The organism is Priestia sp. 3CA3 (assembly GCF_056836725.1).
Genome location: NZ_JBXENJ010000002.1, coordinates 556,900 through 571,914 on the forward strand (window position 1 = coordinate 556,900; position 15,015 = coordinate 571,914).

General features: G+C 38.6%; 22 protein-coding genes. 10 read left to right on the plus strand and 12 right to left on the minus strand.

From position 1 onward, the window contains the following. Positions 1 to 20: 20 nt before the first annotated feature. The 3 genes from AC1VNJ_RS07955 to AC1VNJ_RS07965 all read right to left on the minus strand — a co-directional run bounded on the left by AC1VNJ_RS07955 (position 21) and on the right by AC1VNJ_RS07965 (position 1,925). Entirely contained in the window at positions 21 to 794 is a 774-nt protein-coding gene (locus tag AC1VNJ_RS07955) for a TPM domain-containing protein (protein WP_482640566.1), read from the minus strand. After that, positions 794 to 1,363: a LemA family protein gene (locus tag AC1VNJ_RS07960; RefSeq protein ID WP_482640567.1), complete on the minus strand. Its 570-nt coding sequence runs from the start codon at positions 1,361 to 1,363 to the stop codon at positions 794 to 796. Before AC1VNJ_RS07960 ends, AC1VNJ_RS07955 begins: the two co-directional genes overlap by 1 nt. A gap of 319 nt (positions 1,364 to 1,682) precedes the next feature. Continuing rightward, positions 1,683 to 1,925: a spore germination protein gene (locus tag AC1VNJ_RS07965; RefSeq protein WP_098627597.1), complete on the minus strand. Its 243-nt coding sequence runs from the start codon at positions 1,923 to 1,925 to the stop codon at positions 1,683 to 1,685. A gap of 220 nt (positions 1,926 to 2,145) precedes the next feature. On the opposite strand from AC1VNJ_RS07965, the gene AC1VNJ_RS07970 reads away from it, so the two are divergent. The 3 genes from AC1VNJ_RS07970 to AC1VNJ_RS07980 all read left to right on the plus strand — a co-directional run bounded on the left by AC1VNJ_RS07970 (position 2,146) and on the right by AC1VNJ_RS07980 (position 4,250). Then, positions 2,146 to 2,463, plus strand: coding sequence for a winged helix-turn-helix transcriptional regulator (locus tag AC1VNJ_RS07970; RefSeq protein WP_013058076.1), 318 nt, complete (start codon positions 2,146 to 2,148; stop codon positions 2,461 to 2,463). Between the two features lie 30 nt (positions 2,464 to 2,493). Then, on the plus strand, positions 2,494 to 3,129 hold the full coding sequence (locus tag AC1VNJ_RS07975) for an FMN-dependent NADH-azoreductase (RefSeq protein WP_028414603.1): 636 nt from the start codon (positions 2,494 to 2,496) through the stop codon (positions 3,127 to 3,129). 485 nt (positions 3,130 to 3,614) lie between these two features. Further along, positions 3,615 to 4,250, plus strand: a complete 636-nt coding sequence (locus AC1VNJ_RS07980; protein ID WP_028414604.1) for an FMN-dependent NADH-azoreductase — start codon at positions 3,615 to 3,617, stop codon at positions 4,248 to 4,250. A gap of 61 nt (positions 4,251 to 4,311) precedes the next feature. Here AC1VNJ_RS07980 and AC1VNJ_RS07985 read toward each other — a convergent pair whose 3' ends face one another. Then, positions 4,312 to 4,851: a GNAT family N-acetyltransferase gene (locus tag AC1VNJ_RS07985; protein WP_028414605.1), complete on the minus strand. Its 540-nt coding sequence runs from the start codon at positions 4,849 to 4,851 to the stop codon at positions 4,312 to 4,314. A 198-nt stretch (positions 4,852 to 5,049) separates the two neighbouring features. On the opposite strand from AC1VNJ_RS07985, the gene AC1VNJ_RS07990 reads away from it, so the two are divergent. The 4 genes from AC1VNJ_RS07990 to AC1VNJ_RS08005 all read left to right on the plus strand — a co-directional run bounded on the left by AC1VNJ_RS07990 (position 5,050) and on the right by AC1VNJ_RS08005 (position 7,415). Continuing rightward, positions 5,050 to 5,259, plus strand: a complete 210-nt coding sequence (locus tag AC1VNJ_RS07990; protein WP_028414606.1) for a hypothetical protein — start codon at positions 5,050 to 5,052, stop codon at positions 5,257 to 5,259. 4 nt (positions 5,260 to 5,263) lie between these two features. Continuing rightward, on the plus strand, positions 5,264 to 5,788 hold the full coding sequence (locus AC1VNJ_RS07995) for a hypothetical protein (RefSeq protein WP_028414607.1): 525 nt from the start codon (positions 5,264 to 5,266) through the stop codon (positions 5,786 to 5,788). Positions 5,789 to 6,026: 238 nt separating this feature from the next. Continuing rightward, positions 6,027 to 6,920 (plus strand): tyrosinase family protein, encoded by an 894-nt coding sequence (locus tag AC1VNJ_RS08000; RefSeq protein ID WP_482640568.1) that lies wholly within the window; start codon positions 6,027 to 6,029, stop codon positions 6,918 to 6,920. Positions 6,921 to 7,151: 231 nt separating this feature from the next. Continuing rightward, positions 7,152 to 7,415 carry a YjcZ family sporulation protein gene (locus AC1VNJ_RS08005; RefSeq protein WP_098112416.1) on the plus strand — a complete coding sequence of 88 codons (264 nt, stop codon included), beginning with the start codon at positions 7,152 to 7,154 and terminating at the stop codon, positions 7,413 to 7,415. A 57-nt stretch (positions 7,416 to 7,472) separates the two neighbouring features. Here the strand turns inward: AC1VNJ_RS08005 and AC1VNJ_RS08010 are convergent, their stop codons facing one another. From AC1VNJ_RS08010 to AC1VNJ_RS08030, 5 genes are all read right to left on the minus strand, one after another. Then, positions 7,473 to 8,450 (minus strand): ring-cleaving dioxygenase, encoded by a 978-nt coding sequence (locus AC1VNJ_RS08010; RefSeq protein WP_208733156.1) that lies wholly within the window; start codon positions 8,448 to 8,450, stop codon positions 7,473 to 7,475. A 213-nt stretch (positions 8,451 to 8,663) separates the two neighbouring features. Then, complete coding sequence (locus AC1VNJ_RS08015; RefSeq protein ID WP_482640569.1) at positions 8,664 to 9,287, minus strand: FMN-binding negative transcriptional regulator; 624 nt, start codon at positions 9,285 to 9,287, stop codon at positions 8,664 to 8,666. Between the two features lie 273 nt (positions 9,288 to 9,560). Continuing rightward, positions 9,561 to 9,938 (minus strand): hypothetical protein, encoded by a 378-nt coding sequence (locus AC1VNJ_RS08020; RefSeq protein ID WP_340843517.1) that lies wholly within the window; start codon positions 9,936 to 9,938, stop codon positions 9,561 to 9,563. 23 nt (positions 9,939 to 9,961) lie between these two features. Then, positions 9,962 to 10,135, minus strand: coding sequence for a glycine zipper domain-containing protein (locus tag AC1VNJ_RS08025; RefSeq protein ID WP_482640570.1), 174 nt, complete (start codon positions 10,133 to 10,135; stop codon positions 9,962 to 9,964). Between the two features lie 102 nt (positions 10,136 to 10,237). Beyond that, positions 10,238 to 10,507, minus strand: a complete 270-nt coding sequence (locus AC1VNJ_RS08030; protein ID WP_482640571.1) for a hypothetical protein — start codon at positions 10,505 to 10,507, stop codon at positions 10,238 to 10,240. A gap of 166 nt (positions 10,508 to 10,673) precedes the next feature. Between AC1VNJ_RS08030 and AC1VNJ_RS08035 the strand changes: the two genes are divergently transcribed. After that, positions 10,674 to 11,240, plus strand: coding sequence for a CBO0543 family protein (locus AC1VNJ_RS08035; RefSeq protein ID WP_482640572.1), 567 nt, complete (start codon positions 10,674 to 10,676; stop codon positions 11,238 to 11,240). Between the two features lie 218 nt (positions 11,241 to 11,458). On the opposite strand, the gene phaZ is transcribed toward AC1VNJ_RS08035, so the two are convergent. From phaZ to AC1VNJ_RS08050, 3 genes are all read right to left on the minus strand, one after another. Next, the gene (gene phaZ, locus AC1VNJ_RS08040) at positions 11,459 to 12,355 is read right to left on the minus strand and encodes an intracellular short-chain-length polyhydroxyalkanoate depolymerase (RefSeq protein WP_482640573.1); all 897 of its coding nucleotides are present in this window, start codon (positions 12,353 to 12,355) and stop codon (positions 11,459 to 11,461) included. 207 nt (positions 12,356 to 12,562) lie between these two features. Beyond that, a complete protein-coding gene (locus AC1VNJ_RS08045) occupies positions 12,563 to 12,754 on the minus strand; it encodes a hypothetical protein (protein ID WP_013058089.1) in 192 nt (63 codons plus the stop codon). An 89-nt stretch (positions 12,755 to 12,843) separates the two neighbouring features. Continuing rightward, positions 12,844 to 13,374 carry an ECF transporter S component gene (locus AC1VNJ_RS08050; protein ID WP_482640574.1) on the minus strand — a complete coding sequence of 177 codons (531 nt, stop codon included), beginning with the start codon at positions 13,372 to 13,374 and terminating at the stop codon, positions 12,844 to 12,846. A gap of 422 nt (positions 13,375 to 13,796) precedes the next feature. Here AC1VNJ_RS08050 and AC1VNJ_RS08055 point away from each other — a divergent pair, with 422 nt between their 5' ends. Next, positions 13,797 to 14,300, plus strand: coding sequence for a YehS family protein (locus tag AC1VNJ_RS08055; RefSeq protein WP_034268493.1), 504 nt, complete (start codon positions 13,797 to 13,799; stop codon positions 14,298 to 14,300). Position 14,301: 1 nt separating this feature from the next. Further along, positions 14,302 to 15,009 carry a M48 family metallopeptidase gene (locus tag AC1VNJ_RS08060; RefSeq protein WP_482640575.1) on the plus strand — a complete coding sequence of 236 codons (708 nt, stop codon included), beginning with the start codon at positions 14,302 to 14,304 and terminating at the stop codon, positions 15,007 to 15,009. Positions 15,010 to 15,015 lie beyond the last annotated feature (6 nt).

Below are 15,015 nucleotides of genomic sequence, written 5' to 3' on the forward strand. Positions count from 1 at the left end.
CTCTTTTAACTCTTATCTTTTTACCAGCCTCGGCTCGCTCCTCCGCCTCCAGAGCTTCCGCCTCCGCCTCCTCGAGGACCGCTGCCTCCGCTGCCGCCACCTCCGCCTCTTCCTCCAAACATGACAAGGAAGTTTAGCAGAAATTGAGTGATGGCTCCTTTAAAAAAGACAAAGTCAAGGATAAGCAAGCCCACAATAACAGCTGCAATCAGCAGCGTTTGAAGAGTTGTTAAATGAACACCGCTATCAGAGGGCGGAGATGCTTTTGGCACTTTTTGTTCAAAATCTGTTCCTAAATCATACTCTTTTACGACTTGGTTATAAACAGCTTTATATGTGCTTTCTAGCGCCGTATCGTATTTGCCGTTTTTTAAGTTAGGAATAGCATAAGAGTCAATGATTTCTCCAGATTTGATATCGGTGATAGCTCCTTCTAATCCATACCCTACTTCGATTCGGATTTTTTGTTCTTTTTTAGCGAGCAAAATAAGAACGCCATTGTTCAGCTTTTTATCACCGAGTTTGTACTTTCGAAACGCTTCATTTGCGTACTCTTCTACATCCGAATCACCTAATGAATTCACCGTAAGAATCGCTACTTGAGCTTTCGTTTCATCATCTAACTTTCTGCCCATTTGATTGATATCCGCTTTTTCCTGGTCATTTAACAGATGAGCAAAATCTTGAACGTAAATATCGCCTACCGGATTTGGGATATCAGGTGCAGCAAAAGCAACGCTTACCGTATTACATAAAAGAGATAATAATAAAGCAAACGGAGCAAGAAATTTCATCACTTATCGCTCCCGAAATCAACTTTCGGCGCTTGTTTTTCTTCATTTGTTACTTCAAAATATGGCTTTTTTTCAAAACCGAACGTACCCGCTAACATGCTTTTAGGAAATCTCTTAACCGATTTATTGTATTTTGCAACTTCATCGTTATAGTCTTTACGCGCTACAGCGAGTCGATTTTCCGTTCCTTCTAAACTGTCCATTAAGCTTCTGAAGTTTTCATTCGCTTTTAAATCCGGATATTTTTCAACCACTACAAGCAGGCGGTTTAACGCACCGCTTAACTGTTGATTAGCATCAGCTTTGTCTTCAGGAGTTTTCGCTCCCGCTAGCTGCGCTCTTGCCTGAGTGACCGAATCAATTGCTTCCTGCTCATGCTTAGCATAGCCTTTGACCGTTTCCACTAAGTTCGGAATTAGATCAGCTCTTCTTTTTAATTGATTATCTATTTGGGAAAATTTATTATCTACATCTTCCTCTGCGCTAACGAGACTGTTGTAAGAGCTTATTCCGTAAATTATAATAAGTACTAACACAACAATCGTAGCAATCAAACCTTTGTTTTTCAATGTACTACCTCTTTTCTTCATCAAAATTATGTATCTATTTACTAGTACGAACCACGCTCTAAGAAGATTCATTTTTTGCCAATTTTATTAAGGGCAAACAGATGAACTAGCGTTATAATGTGCCTATAGCGCTTCTTTTATAGTCTCTCCTTTTTCTAGCACATGTCATACCTTACCACCTTTGTGCCACTAGCACAAAGGAATTAGTTTTATCGTACAACAATGAAAAAAGTCAGAATCTTGTCCACTATGCATCTAGAAAAAAGCAAGACAAGCTAACGAGTAGCTTATAACTTTATTTGTTATAAGCTACTCGTTTTTATATCTGATTGCCATATGCGTTATCAAGATTGGCTAAATCGGTTTGATCAAACACGTCTGGATCCAGGTTCGTGTTTTTCATTCGCGCACAAGCAGCTGAAATGTCTCCATAGGTTGAGTTGATTCCAACAGATTTAACATCGGCTGTGTGTCCGTTGTGAAGAACTTCTCCAAAATTCATCGATCCGTTTCTTGCCATACCATTAATTCTCGTGTTACAGATGTTAATAACTCCTGCCATGACCATACCACCTTTTCTTAAAATGAATTCGTACATCGTATGTCGTGACAAGCCTATGTGTGAAAAGTTTTCAAGAAGCGCAAAGCAAGGTACAAATACTAGTGAAATTATTCATTTCCCCCTGCTTCACCCAAAGTTTCCACATGTTTTTACGCTTTTTCTGTTACAATAAATGCATAAGTTATTTTTCATCCATATTGTTTGAAGGAGGATACGTAATATGGACGAACCAAAAGATATTCAACCTAAAGTAGAAAAAAGTTTCGAACTGATTGGCAAGAAGTGGACAGGATTAATCATCTATGTGCTGATGAGCGGTCCTAAACGCTTTAGTGAATTAAATGAAAGTATACCAGCTTTAAGCAGAAGGCTGTTGACAGAACGGATTAAAGAGCTTGAAGACCACGGAATCGTTGTCCGAAATGTCATTCCCGACCGCCCTATTCGTTCTGAATATTCGCTGACTCAAAAAGGAACAGAGTTAGGTAAAATACTAGGACCGATTAGCCAGTGGGCAGAAAGCTGGGTCCAAGATTAATAAAACTACTCCATAGAAAGGATGAGCATCATGGCAAATGTTCTCTATATTACTGCACACCCTTTAGCTGAAGACGAATCGCTTAGCATGGCTGTAGGGAAAGAATTTATTGACGTGTATAAGCAAACCCATCCAGAAGATGATGTGGTTCATTTAGATTTATATCAAGCAGATATTCCATACTTAGATGCAGACGTATTTAACGGATGGAAAAAGCTTCGTTCTCACTCCTCCATCCAGGATTTATCAACGGATGAACGATTAAAAGTGGGACGGTTAGCCGAACTAGGCGGACAGTTCGTACTCGCTGACAAATATATTTTTGTCACGCCAATGTGGAATTTTTCTGTTCCTGCGATCATGAAAACGTACATTGATGCGATTACCGTGTCAGGTAAAACCTTTACATATACAAAAGAAGGCGCTCAAGGATTGCTTAAAGGAAAAAAAGCAATTCACATTCAGTCCCGCGGAGACGTGTATTCAGAAGGCCCTGAAATGGCAAGAGAAATGGGCCACCGCTATTTAGAAATCATGATGGACTTCTTTGGAATCGAAGCGTTTGAAAGCATTATTATTGAAGGGCAAGTAAAATTCCCGGATCAAATTCCGCAAATTAAAGAAAAAGCACTCCAAAAAGCACATTCAATGGCCAAAACGTTTTAAATTCAATAAGAATCAAAAAGACCTCGAAACAGATTGAGGTCTTTTTCTTTACTCTTCCCTCCCTTATATTTCCCTTGAAATAATTATCACCTTTCTGCTCGTTTTACGCTGAAAATAGGTTAAAAGGAAAGATGAAACGCTGTTATTTTTTGTTACTATTAATAACGCATGAAACAAAGATATATAATTTTTCTTTTTCGTTTTTTAATTATCCATCTTCAAAAAAAGATAGTTCCTCTAGATAAATAACGTTTAAAATCACACTTCAACCTGAAAAAACCCTTATTTTTAAAGGATTCATCCATAAAATCCAAAAGCGTAATACTCTTAAAAATGTTTGTGAACATGATAAAACCCAATAAAAAACCTTTGACTAAATTTGTTACGTAAGTTACTATTAATAACGTAGTAGATGTTTTCGAACATATTATCTTTAATTCATAAAACAACATTTATATATTGAAAACAGAAAGGTGAAAAGAATTATGGCAAAAGTATTATATATTACAGCAAACCCTAACGATGCTACGCAATCATTCAGTATGGCTGCGGGAGATGCATTTATTAATGAGTATAAAGAAGTAAACCCAGCGGATGAGATTGTTCACGTTAACTTATATCAAGAGCATATCCCTCACATCGACGGCGATGTATTCAGCGGATGGGGCAAACTTGGAAGCGGCGCAGAATTTGATACACTTACTTCTGAAGAACAGCGCAAAGTTGCTCGCCTAAACGAGTTAAGTGACCAATTTGCTCAAGCGGACAAATATGTATTTGTTACACCAATGTGGAACTTCTCATTCCCTCCAGTGATGAAAGCATACTTAGATGCTGTAGCAGTAGCTGGAAAATCATTTAAATATACAGCAGAAGGTTCTGTAGGTCTATTAACAGATAAAAAAGCGTATCATATTCAAGCAAACGGCGGTATCTACTCTCGCGGCCCTGCTGGTGAACTAGAAATGGGTCACCGCTATATGCGCATTATGATGAACTTCTTTGGGGTTCCTTCTATCGGAAGCCTATTTGTAGAAGGACAGGCTGCAATGCCAGATAAAGCACAAGAAATTAAAGAAGACGGTATTGCTCGCGCTAAAGAAGCTGCACGTACGTTCTAATAACAAATATAAGCACAAAAAAAAGGAACATCTCCCCATGTTCCTTTTTTTGTGCTTACAATTATATCTTTGCTTCCCCGCGCAGCAGCGAATAAACATATGTATCAAACGGGATATTGTTTTGATATAGGTACTCTCTTAACGTCCCTTCTTTTTTAAATCCTACTTTGCTTAACAAAGCGATAGATCCGCTATTTTGCGTAAATACAATCGCTCCTATGCGATTGTATTGAAGTTCGTGGAAGCCATAAGAAATCGCTTCATGAACGGCTTCCGTTGCGTATCCTTTGTTCCAGTGCTCTGGAAAAAGAGCATAGCTTATATTTGCTTTTTTATGCTCTGAAGACCACTCTTGAAACCCTATTGTGCCAATCAGCTTTTCGTTTCCTTTTAGCTGAATCCCCCATTTAATCAACTGCTTTTCTTCGTAGCCTTTGGAAAAATTCTCAATGATCCCTTTCACTTGGTCAATCGATTCTAAAGATTTTTGCCCGTAATAGCGCAGCACGTCTTCATCAGAAAAGCATTCTAAAATCTCACCCGCATCATTTTCTACAATTTTTCTTAATATCAGCCGTTTTGTCTCTAATTCCGGAAACATTTTCTTCCCTCTTTTCTGCGCAGCTTATCTATCTACGGTAAACCATACTATTCTCCTCTCAACTAGCAATATCCTGCTAAAACCTCACCCGGGAGGGCTCATTTCCTATCCAAATAGTCGATTTACAGCAGAGATAGTGGTATTTTATATAGTGGGCATACGTTGCTTTTTATCAATACAGAGGCGGTGAACGCAGAAATGAGCCAAGATAAAGAATTGCTGTCCACGATACACGCTCTTCAAAAAGAGCTGCAGCAAGAAAAAGAAAACCGTGCGTATATGCAAAAAGATATGGACGAACTAAGAAGCGCTTTATTACAATCAGAACAAGTAAAACAAAACTTAATCGATCAGCTAGAAAAGAAAGTTGATTTGATTTTAACGTTGATTCAAAAAGGAGACGCATAAAGGAATGGATTTTTTAAAAAACAGCAAAATACTATACACCATTGTAGCACTTGTGATTGCTCTCATCGCTGTATTTACCAACAATTCGCCTATTTCCCTCATTCAGCAGCATGAAAATTCAAGCAGCACATCCAGCAGTACATCGGGGAGTACATCGGACACTACATCAAGCAACGAATGCTCTGCAGAGACTCAAAGCGACAGGTTATTTACCGGCAAAGAGCTTGTCTTACAAGAAGGAAATGATAAATACGGATATTGCCACATTGTCGCGCATATGCAAAAACCAGGAGCGGACAATTACCATGGTAAAAGCCAATTCAGCAAGTATTTAAATGAAAAACAAGCCATGTCTATTGCCGAAAAAGTCATTAACGAAGGTGAAGACGGCACCAATAATAAATCTGGCAATTACGTTAAAGAAAAATATATTAGTTCTTTAAACCAAGAAGTTAGAGTTGTGTATACCGACTACAGAGGCAAAGACTACGACTACAGTGTAACGACCATGTATCCAATAGGTCATTAACCCTAATATATACAATGAAAAAAGCAGGCCCACGCCTGCTTTTTTTCATTATACCTCTTCTCATTATCTACAGCTCTAGAAAGTTAATAATTGATTTAAAGTCTATTTGATATGTAAAAAACCCAACTTTAGACTGTTAAATTTTGGAGATGTGACAGTAGCACTTTTACCTCTTGGACATATTCTAAATATAAAAAAGAAACAGCCCCTTGCTTCTTTTTTAGAAAGAGGTTAAAAAATGAGTAACAAATATAAAGTCAGAAAAAACGTATTACATCTTACAGACACCGAAAAAAGAGATTTTATTCGTGCCGTGCTAATACTAAAGGAAAAAGGAATATATGACCGCTATATAGCCTGGCATGGTGCAGCAGGTAAATTTCATACTCCTCCGGGCAGCGATCGAAATGCAGCACATATGAGTTCTGCTTTTTTGCCGTGGCATCGTGAATACCTTTTGCGATTCGAACGTGACCTCCAGTCGATCAATCCAGAAGTAACCCTTCCTTATTGGGAATGGGAAACGGATGCACAGCTGCAGGATCCATCACAATCACCAATTTGGAGCGCAGATTTTATGGGCGGAAACGGAAATCCCAAAAAGGATTTTATCGTCGATACTGGGCCATTTGCAGCTGGGCGCTGGACGACGATCGATGAACAAGGAAATCCTTCCGGAGGGTTAAAACGTAATTTTGGAGCAACGAAAGAGGCGCCTACACTCCCTACTCGAGATGATGTTCTCAAAGCTTTAAAAATAACTCAATATGATACGCCGCCTTGGGATATGACCAGCCAAAACAGCTTTCGTAATCAGCTTGAAGGATTTATTAACGGACCGCAGCTTCACAATCGCGTACACCGTTGGGTTGGCGGACAGATGGGCGTTGTCCCTACTGCTCCGAATGATCCTGTCTTCTTTTTACACCACGCAAATGTGGATCGTATTTGGGCTGTATGGCAAATTGTTCATCGCAATCAAAACTATCAGCCGATGAAAAACGGGCCATTTGGTCAAAACTTTAGAGATCCGATGTATCCTTGGAATACAACCCCTGAAGACGTTATGAACCATCGAAAGCTTGGGTACGTATACGATATAGAATTAAGAAAATCAAAACGTTCATCATAACCACTCTAGAAACAGCTGTGCGCAGTCAAAAACAGGTAAACCCCTTCCCTTCTGACATAACTTATAAGGCCACAAGCACCGTAAAACTCACTGCTTCATTTCCATTCACCATAAAATATAGTTAATTAACCATAATTGGGCTGTGAATAAGCTTCATATGAGGACCTTGGAACATATGAATAAGTTATCAAAGCTTTATAAAAGTTTTATAAATGAAGGGAAGATATCAAAATGCATAATAACGTAAACGCACCTTTTAGTTCTAATGAAAATATGCCGTTCTCACCTGCTATGGCTCACCATGGCTACGCTGCTCCTGCTTATGACCATATGATTCCACACTGCGGATACACAATGCCGGACTATGGATATATGGAATGTGGATATAGCGTTCCTTGCCACAGAGGTAGTGGTTTTGCCATTATCATCGTACTGTTTATTTTACTCATTATCATTGGTGCATGTGGTTTCAATTTCTGCCACGATGAGTGTTAACCCAAAAAACTCCAGTATAAACACTGGAGTTTTTTCATGTCTTAATCGCTGCAAACCTTATAGCGTTTCGTCCAAATCTAGCGGTCTCAGCTTCTCTTCGATTTCTTTGCGCTTCGGCTCTAAAAATGGCGGCAGCGCTAATGTTTGGCCCATCGTTTCAAGCGGTTCATCGGTCGCAAATCCAGGTGTGTCCGTTGATAATTCAAATAAAATGCCGTTTGGTTCTCTGAAGTAAAGTGCTTTGAAATAGTATCGTTCTACTTTACCAGAATTCGGCAGACTGTTTTCATCTAATCGACTTGCCCACTTATTGTATTCTTCTTCATTTGGAACACGGAAGGCAACGTGATGAACGCCACCGCGCCCTAAGCGAACTTTCGGCAAATCAGGTCTCGTTTCAATATGAACTTCAGCTCCGCTTCCGCCTTCACCTGTTGCATAAACCAAAATATCTCTATGATCTCCTGCAAGAGATGGATAAGAACCCACGTAGCGAAATCCCATAATGTTTGTTAGTACGTCAACAGTTGGTTCTGCCGTGCCCACCGTTAGCGTGACAGGTCCTAAACCGATAATCGCATGTTCTAACGGAATGTCTTCACGCTTCCACGGCACGCCTGCTCTTACCCCTTTTTCGCCGTTATCCGCGACAAGAAGCAAACGTGTACCTTCATAATCTTTAAATGCTAACGTATCACGATTAGCTCGTTTAGCTATTTCTTCATATTCCACTCCGTACTGTTCGAAGCGCTCTTTCCAAAAGTGTAAAGAATCCGTACTTTTAACGCGAAGCGACACGGTCGAAATGTCAGATGCACCTTGATGCGTTCTTGCAAGCCCCGGAATATCAAAAAACGTTACTTCCGTTCCTGGCGTCCCTTCTCCATCTGCATAAAACAAGTGGTAAGACTGCGTGTTATCTTGATTCACCGTTTTTTTTACTAATCGCATGCCTAAAACTTTGGTGAAAAACTGATAGTTTTTCTCAGCTTTCCCCGTCAAAATAGATACATGATGCAACCCTAACAATTCCATCTGCTCCGCCTCTTTTCATAATATATAAATTTTTTAACTTTCACTAAAATTATCTTTAATTTAATTATCTTTAATTAAAGATAATTTTAAAGGATGTACAGCCAGTTTGTCAATAACAAGAAAATTACTGTGGACATAAAAAAAGAAACTAAAAATATATTCAGTTTCTTTTTGGATTTAAACTAACGAATAGATCACTTTTTCAACCAGCGCTTATTTTTTAAGCGCACGCTGCACATTTTGTTTCATCAGCTCCGCAATTTTCTTTTCATTTTCACGAGGCATCTGCTCTAATTTTTCTATAACTAGCTGCTGTCTCTCTTCTGAATGATTTTGACTTAGCTTTTGCTTGCCTTCCATTTTAGTAATATCGATCTTAAATCCAACGATTCCTTTGCTTAAACCATTCATATAAGCAGGGTCAACGTCATTTAGTGTATATGTACTGCTCGGGCTTTCATATTTTTCTACCATCTTACTCAGCAGCCCAAGCAGTTCTGTTGGTTCTTCAATCATTTTCATGGTTCCATACACGTGAACAGCTTCATAATTCCATGTTGGTACAGCTTGATTCGTTTCATACCAAGACGGTGAAATATAGCAGTGAGGCCCTTGAAACACAATCAAAATTTCTTGATTTTCAGCATCTTTCCACTGCTGATTCGGACGAGCAAAATGCCCGTATAAAGCTTTTTCTTTCCGATCTAACATCAAGGGCAAATGAGTAGCATAAGGCTTTTCATTATGATACGAAAACAAAGTGGCGAATCCATTGTCTTCAATAAAATCATACATGATTTGTTCATCATTTACTTTAAAATACTTTGGAATATACATCGGCACTTCTCCTTTATCTTTTATTTAGTAAAGAATATAATAATACAGGTGTTTGCAACAGCGTCAGTTATGAACTTTTTATGGAGGTCAGCAAACATTTAATCGTTTATGAATCGATTTTTTAAGAAGTTTATGCTACACTGCTGTGATGTAAACCGCTGATTTTTAATATGTATTTATTTAGCACATGATGCAATTAGATAGTTGTTGGTTAAGCAAAGCGTTGGGGATCAAAAAAAGAAGAGCCCGTTTAAAACAGCTCCTTTTTCTCGCTTATCTATATAATTGAGGATTTTTTTCTCGTTTGATAGGTCCGCCTTTGGCTATATGCCACTCAATGACGCGGTCCGTCAAGCGATCGTATACGTCGTCTTCTAAATACGGATCTTCTGCCGAAGTGAGCAAGGTGTGAACATCGGCTTTTATTTCGGCTAACATAGCTGAGCTGAATACGGCCGGGTCATTTAATACGTCTAATATATATAACACCAGCATCTCAAACCCACCGTCCCAATTGGCATTTCCGTTTCCTTGAGCTTCACAGCGGAGCTTTTCAATAGCTCGGATAACCTCTCCTTCTACAATATCCGACTGCCCATTTCTCGGGACATAGTTTACCCATAGTTCTTTTGCTTCGTCAAAATATTTCATTCTCTACTCCTTTCTTCAGAAATTTATTCCTTATTGTTTCTTTGATTCATCGTCGTTCCAAAAACAACGCCTAATGAGGTCCCAATCGCAATACCAAACCCAATATTATTCATCAACATCCCAAAAGAAGCCCCCATTGCAATGCCCAGACCTAATCCTACTCCTAGATAATCTGTCTTTTTCTTTTCTTCAGACAAAAAACCACTCCTTTTTCTCCTATTTTATTGATACCTTTTATACGTAAAAACCGCGCTAAAAGTTTCATAAAAATGGAAAAAAGCAGTCGCTGTAACTGCTTTTTAAATGATGAGCTGATAAACGGCCTTTCCGAACAGCAAAATCGACGTAAGTACGCAGATTATACCGAATACATACATCGTTTTACGTACAAACCGCTCAAACGATACGCCAAAGCACCCTTTAGCTATCCAGTACATGGGGATAAGAAGCCCTCTAATTCGAACCCGCTTCACTGATTCATCGGATAATGATCGAGATAAGGAAAGGATGATTAACCCGGCCATCATAGAAAAAACCGCTATCACTATGTTTAAAATAGAGCTATCCATACGTTCCCTTCTTTTTCCTTTTTATAACTCCTATTTTAGCATAAAGGCCAGTTAAAATGTACGTACAGAAAAATACAAACAACTCAACAGGGAAAGGTATCCAAACCTTAAGAAAAGGGCAGTTTAAAAATAAAAAACTTTTCTTACTTAAAAAGGATGGATCACGTTGACAACCGGTCAAAAGGAATACCTTGAAAAAATACATAGCATACAGGAAAATCTCTCCAAAACGTGGGCTGAATATTGGCACCACTACTCCAGTCCAAGCTCTTGGCAGTTTTGGGTGACCTTGGGCGCTTTTATTTTGCCTCTAGTCATTCTCTATTTTTTTATTGATCGAAAAAAAGCCTTTCATCTAGGTTTTTATGGATTTAACGTGCACGTTTGGTTTCACTATAGTGATACTGCTGGCGTTTATAAGGGGCTGTGGACGTATCCTTACCAAATGAATACCGTTATACCCGTAAGCTTTAGCCTAGATGCTTCGCTTATTCCTGTCTCTTTTATGCTTCTCTACCAATGGACGATCAACCGTCATAAAAATTATTATTTATACGCAACGGCTCTTTGTTTATTTTTTGCTTTTATTTTCAAACCATTATTAACAGGGATCGGCTTTTTCCAGCTGCATGAATGGGCTACTTACGGTTATTTATTTGTATTTTATCTCGGGGTGATAGTGCTATCAAAATGGATTACCAATCTGTTTCTTTATTTTGAAAAGCAGAATTGAATATGTTGAGTACATGTAAAAAAACGTAAGCCTCTTTGAAAAGACCTTACGTTTTTTGTAGTGACTTTATTTACTCGCTATAAGCTTCCTCAAAAGATAGCACGCTTTTTCATCACACAGTATCTCTTTTGCAGGCAGCCCATTTTTTTGTGTGGATTTAGAACATGCTGCATTTAGCAACTATAAAGCTTTTGTTAGGAAAGAAAATCTCGCTTTTCCTAAGCCCTGCTTAACTTAGCATTGTATAAGTCTATTAAACCGCTTAAATCATCTAACAACGGGCAGTGGCCTACACCTTTCATGATTTTTAACGTTGCATTTTCCCCTATGCCTTTTGCGATGTCAGATGCATCTCTTGTTGAAACCATCTTATCTTCATCTCCTTGAATAACCATAGTAGGAATCGTGATTTTTTCCACCTCTCCTGTTCCTTGAACAACCCCGTTAAAATCGTTTGAAATGTTAAATCTCATGAGTGCGTAATTGATATCAATTAAGTTGCGCTGCTTGATCGTTCCTTCTAAATACTTTTCAAATTGATCAGCAGACGGCTTATTTTTTGTATATAAAAATTGACGCAGCATCATTTTTAAAAACCATGTGTTTTTTGTTTCTTTCGCGTTTTCTACCATTCTAAATGCTTCTTTTACTTCTTCTTTGGTTTGTATAAAATTGTTAGGAATAGGCAGTTCTAGAAACGTTCTTCTTGGAATGGGATAGCCTTTGATGTTGACGGAGCTTAATAGGATTAAATTTTTGGCATCATTCGGATGATCAATCACATATTGCATAGCAACTGCTCCTCCTAATGACCACCCGCTTATTGTAAAAGCAGACAACTTTAAAGCATCTGCAAACAGTTTGACATCATCTGATAAGTCTTTGATTGTGTGGATAGGTGTATGATAAGTGGAGTCTCCAAACCCTCTTAGGTCGATGGCATAAGCTGTGATATGTTCTGGCAGTTCGTTCATTAACACATCCCAGTTAAGGGAAGAATTCATGTTTCCGTGAATTAACAAAAGCACCTCTTTTCCGCCTTTTTTCATTCGGTAATTTACTGTTTCTCCATTCGGTAATTCTACTTTTGCTTGTTCTAAAGCAGATACGGTCATCGCTATTTTCCTCTTTTCTTATATGATTAGAACGATAGCTATCTTTAATTTTTACATACCCTATTTATCTAGAGTTAAGCAGTTCAAAAGAAGTTGTACAAACACCAAGATGATTGTGCGTCATTCTATTTGCTAAAAAAAGCAGCCAAATACGCGATTCGGCTGCCTTTTTATTATGAAGAAATATACGAATGAGCAACAAGGCCATTACTTTTTCGGTGCGTCTAATGCTTGATAAGCAAGCTGATATTTCCCGCCTTCAGCCACTTCTGCATGGTAGAGAGCTTTAAGAGCAAAGTTTTTTTCAAGGCTGTGCTCTTTCATCAGTCCATTCAGCTTACCTTGCAGTTCCTGATTGTCTTTAATGAGCTGCTTCATCTGTGATTTTAGATATTTCATGGTGTTTTCCGCTCCTTTCACTTGATGAATATCTATCAAGTATATCACTTAAGGATAGGATAATGGTAAAACGACTTACGATTGACGGATTAAATTTGTACCGCTCTGTTCTTTAAGCGCCCTACAAGCGGAACGACAATGATACCGGCGATAACAACTTGCATCACATTGCCTGGTATAGAGCCAAGCGGAAGGATCCAGTTACCGTAAAGAATCACTTCGGCAAAATAGTAGCCCACGATTTTCACAATCAGCGCAGCAACAACTGCCAGTGTGTTGACAAGTGCTCTTTTACCAGGTGCTTTTTCAGAGATAAGACCTGCTAAAAAGCCCATGGTCCCTACAATAATAAACGTAAACGGTGCCCATGCTGTCCATCCCGAGATCAGATCGAATAACCCCATTCCAAAAGCGCCGGCGATGGCTCCTGTTTTTTTACCGTAAATAAAGGTCGCTATAAAAAGAGGAACGTTGCCTAAATGGATGAGGCCTCCGTTACCCATGATTGGAAGCTTGATGTTGATAAACATTGTCGCTACAAACGTCAGTGCGATAAAAAGCGCATGCATGGATAAAGCTTTGATTTTGGTTGATTCTCTTGGTGAGTATGTTGAATTCATCTGTTGACCTCTTTCTTTTTTTACTACTATCATACTCCTATTTGGATACTAAATAAATATGTAAAACTATTTATTTAGTAGGGTATATCATTCTAGCAGCACACAGAGATCCGCTAACTTCAAAAATTGTCCTATCCGTTCTTAAAAAAATAAAGCTGCCTCTCCTTCCTTTAGCAGACTTCACCTCCTAATTTTTGTTATGGCAAAGTGTCTGTTCGGACATAATATGAGCAAATCGTTCTTTTTCAAGAGTTGACGAAGGCTGATAAATATGAGAAGTTATATGTTTGTAGAAATGAATGGAATAACTTAGAATTCCAGCGGAACCTGTTACTATAATTGTACTGATATTGACCAAGTCCGTTCAGATTGTGGCAGTCATAATTTTTACATACAGCAAGCAAGTTATAGGAGGAGCAAGAATGGATAATAACGATATTTTAATTAGATTACGATATGCCTTGGATTTAAAAAATACAGAAATGGTAGAGATCTTTAATCTTGGCGGAGAAGATGTAACCAAAGAAGACGTATTAAAAATCCTTACGAGAACACCGGATGAAGAAGACGAGGATGCAGTTCATGCGGACGATCATATACCGTGCACGAACAGTATGTTAGATTCTTTTTTAAACGGTTTTATTACCTTTAAAAGAGGAAAACAAGATCCTAAACCAGGGCAAGCACCTCCAGCGCCGGTTCAGAGCAATCAAAATATGTATAATGTCTTATTAAAGAAAGTGAAAATCGCTTTATCCCTAACAAGCGAAGAGATGTTAGAAGTATTTGACGACGGTGGAATACGTGTATCTAAAGCAGAATTAGGTGCTTTATTACGAAAAAAAGGCCATAAAAATTACAAACCGTGCAAAGAGAATTTTGCTCGAAAATTCCTAAGAGGCTTAACCGTACAATATAGAGGATAACATGATACACACTTTTTCAAATCAGAGTATCCATTATAAAATACGATATAAAAACCGAAGTTCTTTTGCAATTAAAGTAGACGGATACGGAACGGTCGAAGTCCTTGCTCCTAAAGGAACCTCTACTGAACAAGTACGTATGTTATTAGAGAACAACTGGGCATTAATTCAGCAAAAAATAAATGAAATGAAAGATAGAACGCATGGACCCAAGAAAAAAGTCTATGAACACGGAGAAAGCTTTTTATATGTAGGAAAAAACTATCCGATACAGATTCATCACGATTCCACCATTACAAAGGATTCTGTAGTGTTTGAAGCGAACACGCTTCAGATTTATGTCAATCAGCACGACGATGAAGCGATAAAACAAGCGCTCAAACGTTTTTACTATCAACAATGTAAAGCGCTCGTAACCAAAAGTATCTCCTCCTATCAAAAACATTTTAAAACAAAGCCGCGATCCATCTCGATTTCCGATAGCAAAAAAGCGTGGGGCACGTGTGATTCTAAGCGTCAGCTAACCTTCAACTGGCGGCTGGCAATGGCACCGCAGCACGTCATTGATTACGTAGTCGTTCATGAAATGTGCCACATGGTTCACATGAATCATGATCGGTCCTTTTGGCGTCTTGTCGGGAAAATCATGCCCGATTATCGTGAACAAGAGCACTGGCTGGAAATGTCGAGCTGGGAAATGACGGTGTAAAAAAGA

Bases quoted from the DNA above. Each gene is read 5' to 3' on its own strand.
- AC1VNJ_RS08000 (WP_482640568.1), top strand. From the start codon at position 6,027: ATGAGTAACAAATATAAAGTCAGAAAAAACGTATTACATCTTACAGAC.
- AC1VNJ_RS07970 (WP_013058076.1), top strand. From the start codon at position 2,146: ATGGACGAACCAAAAGATATTCAACCTAAAGTAGAAAAAAGTTTCGAA.
- AC1VNJ_RS07985 (WP_028414605.1), bottom strand. From the start codon at position 4,851: ATGTTTCCGGAATTAGAGACAAAACGGCTGATATTAAGAAAAATTGTA.
- AC1VNJ_RS07975 (WP_028414603.1), top strand. From the start codon at position 2,494: ATGGCAAATGTTCTCTATATTACTGCACACCCTTTAGCTGAAGACGAA.
- AC1VNJ_RS07955 (WP_482640566.1), bottom strand. From the start codon at position 794: ATGAAATTTCTTGCTCCGTTTGCTTTATTATTATCTCTTTTATGTAAT.
- AC1VNJ_RS08020 (WP_340843517.1), bottom strand. From the start codon at position 9,938: ATGAAATATTTTGACGAAGCAAAAGAACTATGGGTAAACTATGTCCCG.
- AC1VNJ_RS08045 (WP_013058089.1), bottom strand. From the start codon at position 12,754: ATGAAATATCTAAAATCACAGATGAAGCAGCTCATTAAAGACAATCAG.
- AC1VNJ_RS07990 (WP_028414606.1), top strand. From the start codon at position 5,050: ATGAGCCAAGATAAAGAATTGCTGTCCACGATACACGCTCTTCAAAAA.
- AC1VNJ_RS08050 (WP_482640574.1), bottom strand. From the start codon at position 13,374: ATGAATTCAACATACTCACCAAGAGAATCAACCAAAATCAAAGCTTTA.
- AC1VNJ_RS07965 (WP_098627597.1), bottom strand. From the start codon at position 1,925: ATGGCAGGAGTTATTAACATCTGTAACACGAGAATTAATGGTATGGCA.
- AC1VNJ_RS08060 (WP_482640575.1), top strand. From the start codon at position 14,302: ATGATACACACTTTTTCAAATCAGAGTATCCATTATAAAATACGATAT.
- AC1VNJ_RS08010 (WP_208733156.1), bottom strand. From the start codon at position 8,450: ATGGAATTGTTAGGGTTGCATCATGTATCTATTTTGACGGGGAAAGCT.
- AC1VNJ_RS07980 (WP_028414604.1), top strand. From the start codon at position 3,615: ATGGCAAAAGTATTATATATTACAGCAAACCCTAACGATGCTACGCAA.
- AC1VNJ_RS07995 (WP_028414607.1), top strand. From the start codon at position 5,264: ATGGATTTTTTAAAAAACAGCAAAATACTATACACCATTGTAGCACTT.
- AC1VNJ_RS08005 (WP_098112416.1), top strand. From the start codon at position 7,152: ATGCATAATAACGTAAACGCACCTTTTAGTTCTAATGAAAATATGCCG.
- AC1VNJ_RS08055 (WP_034268493.1), top strand. From the start codon at position 13,797: ATGGATAATAACGATATTTTAATTAGATTACGATATGCCTTGGATTTA.
- AC1VNJ_RS08030 (WP_482640571.1), bottom strand. From the start codon at position 10,507: ATGGATAGCTCTATTTTAAACATAGTGATAGCGGTTTTTTCTATGATG.
- phaZ (WP_482640573.1), bottom strand. From the start codon at position 12,355: ATGACCGTATCTGCTTTAGAACAAGCAAAAGTAGAATTACCGAATGGA.
- AC1VNJ_RS08015 (WP_482640569.1), bottom strand. From the start codon at position 9,287: ATGTATATTCCAAAGTATTTTAAAGTAAATGATGAACAAATCATGTAT.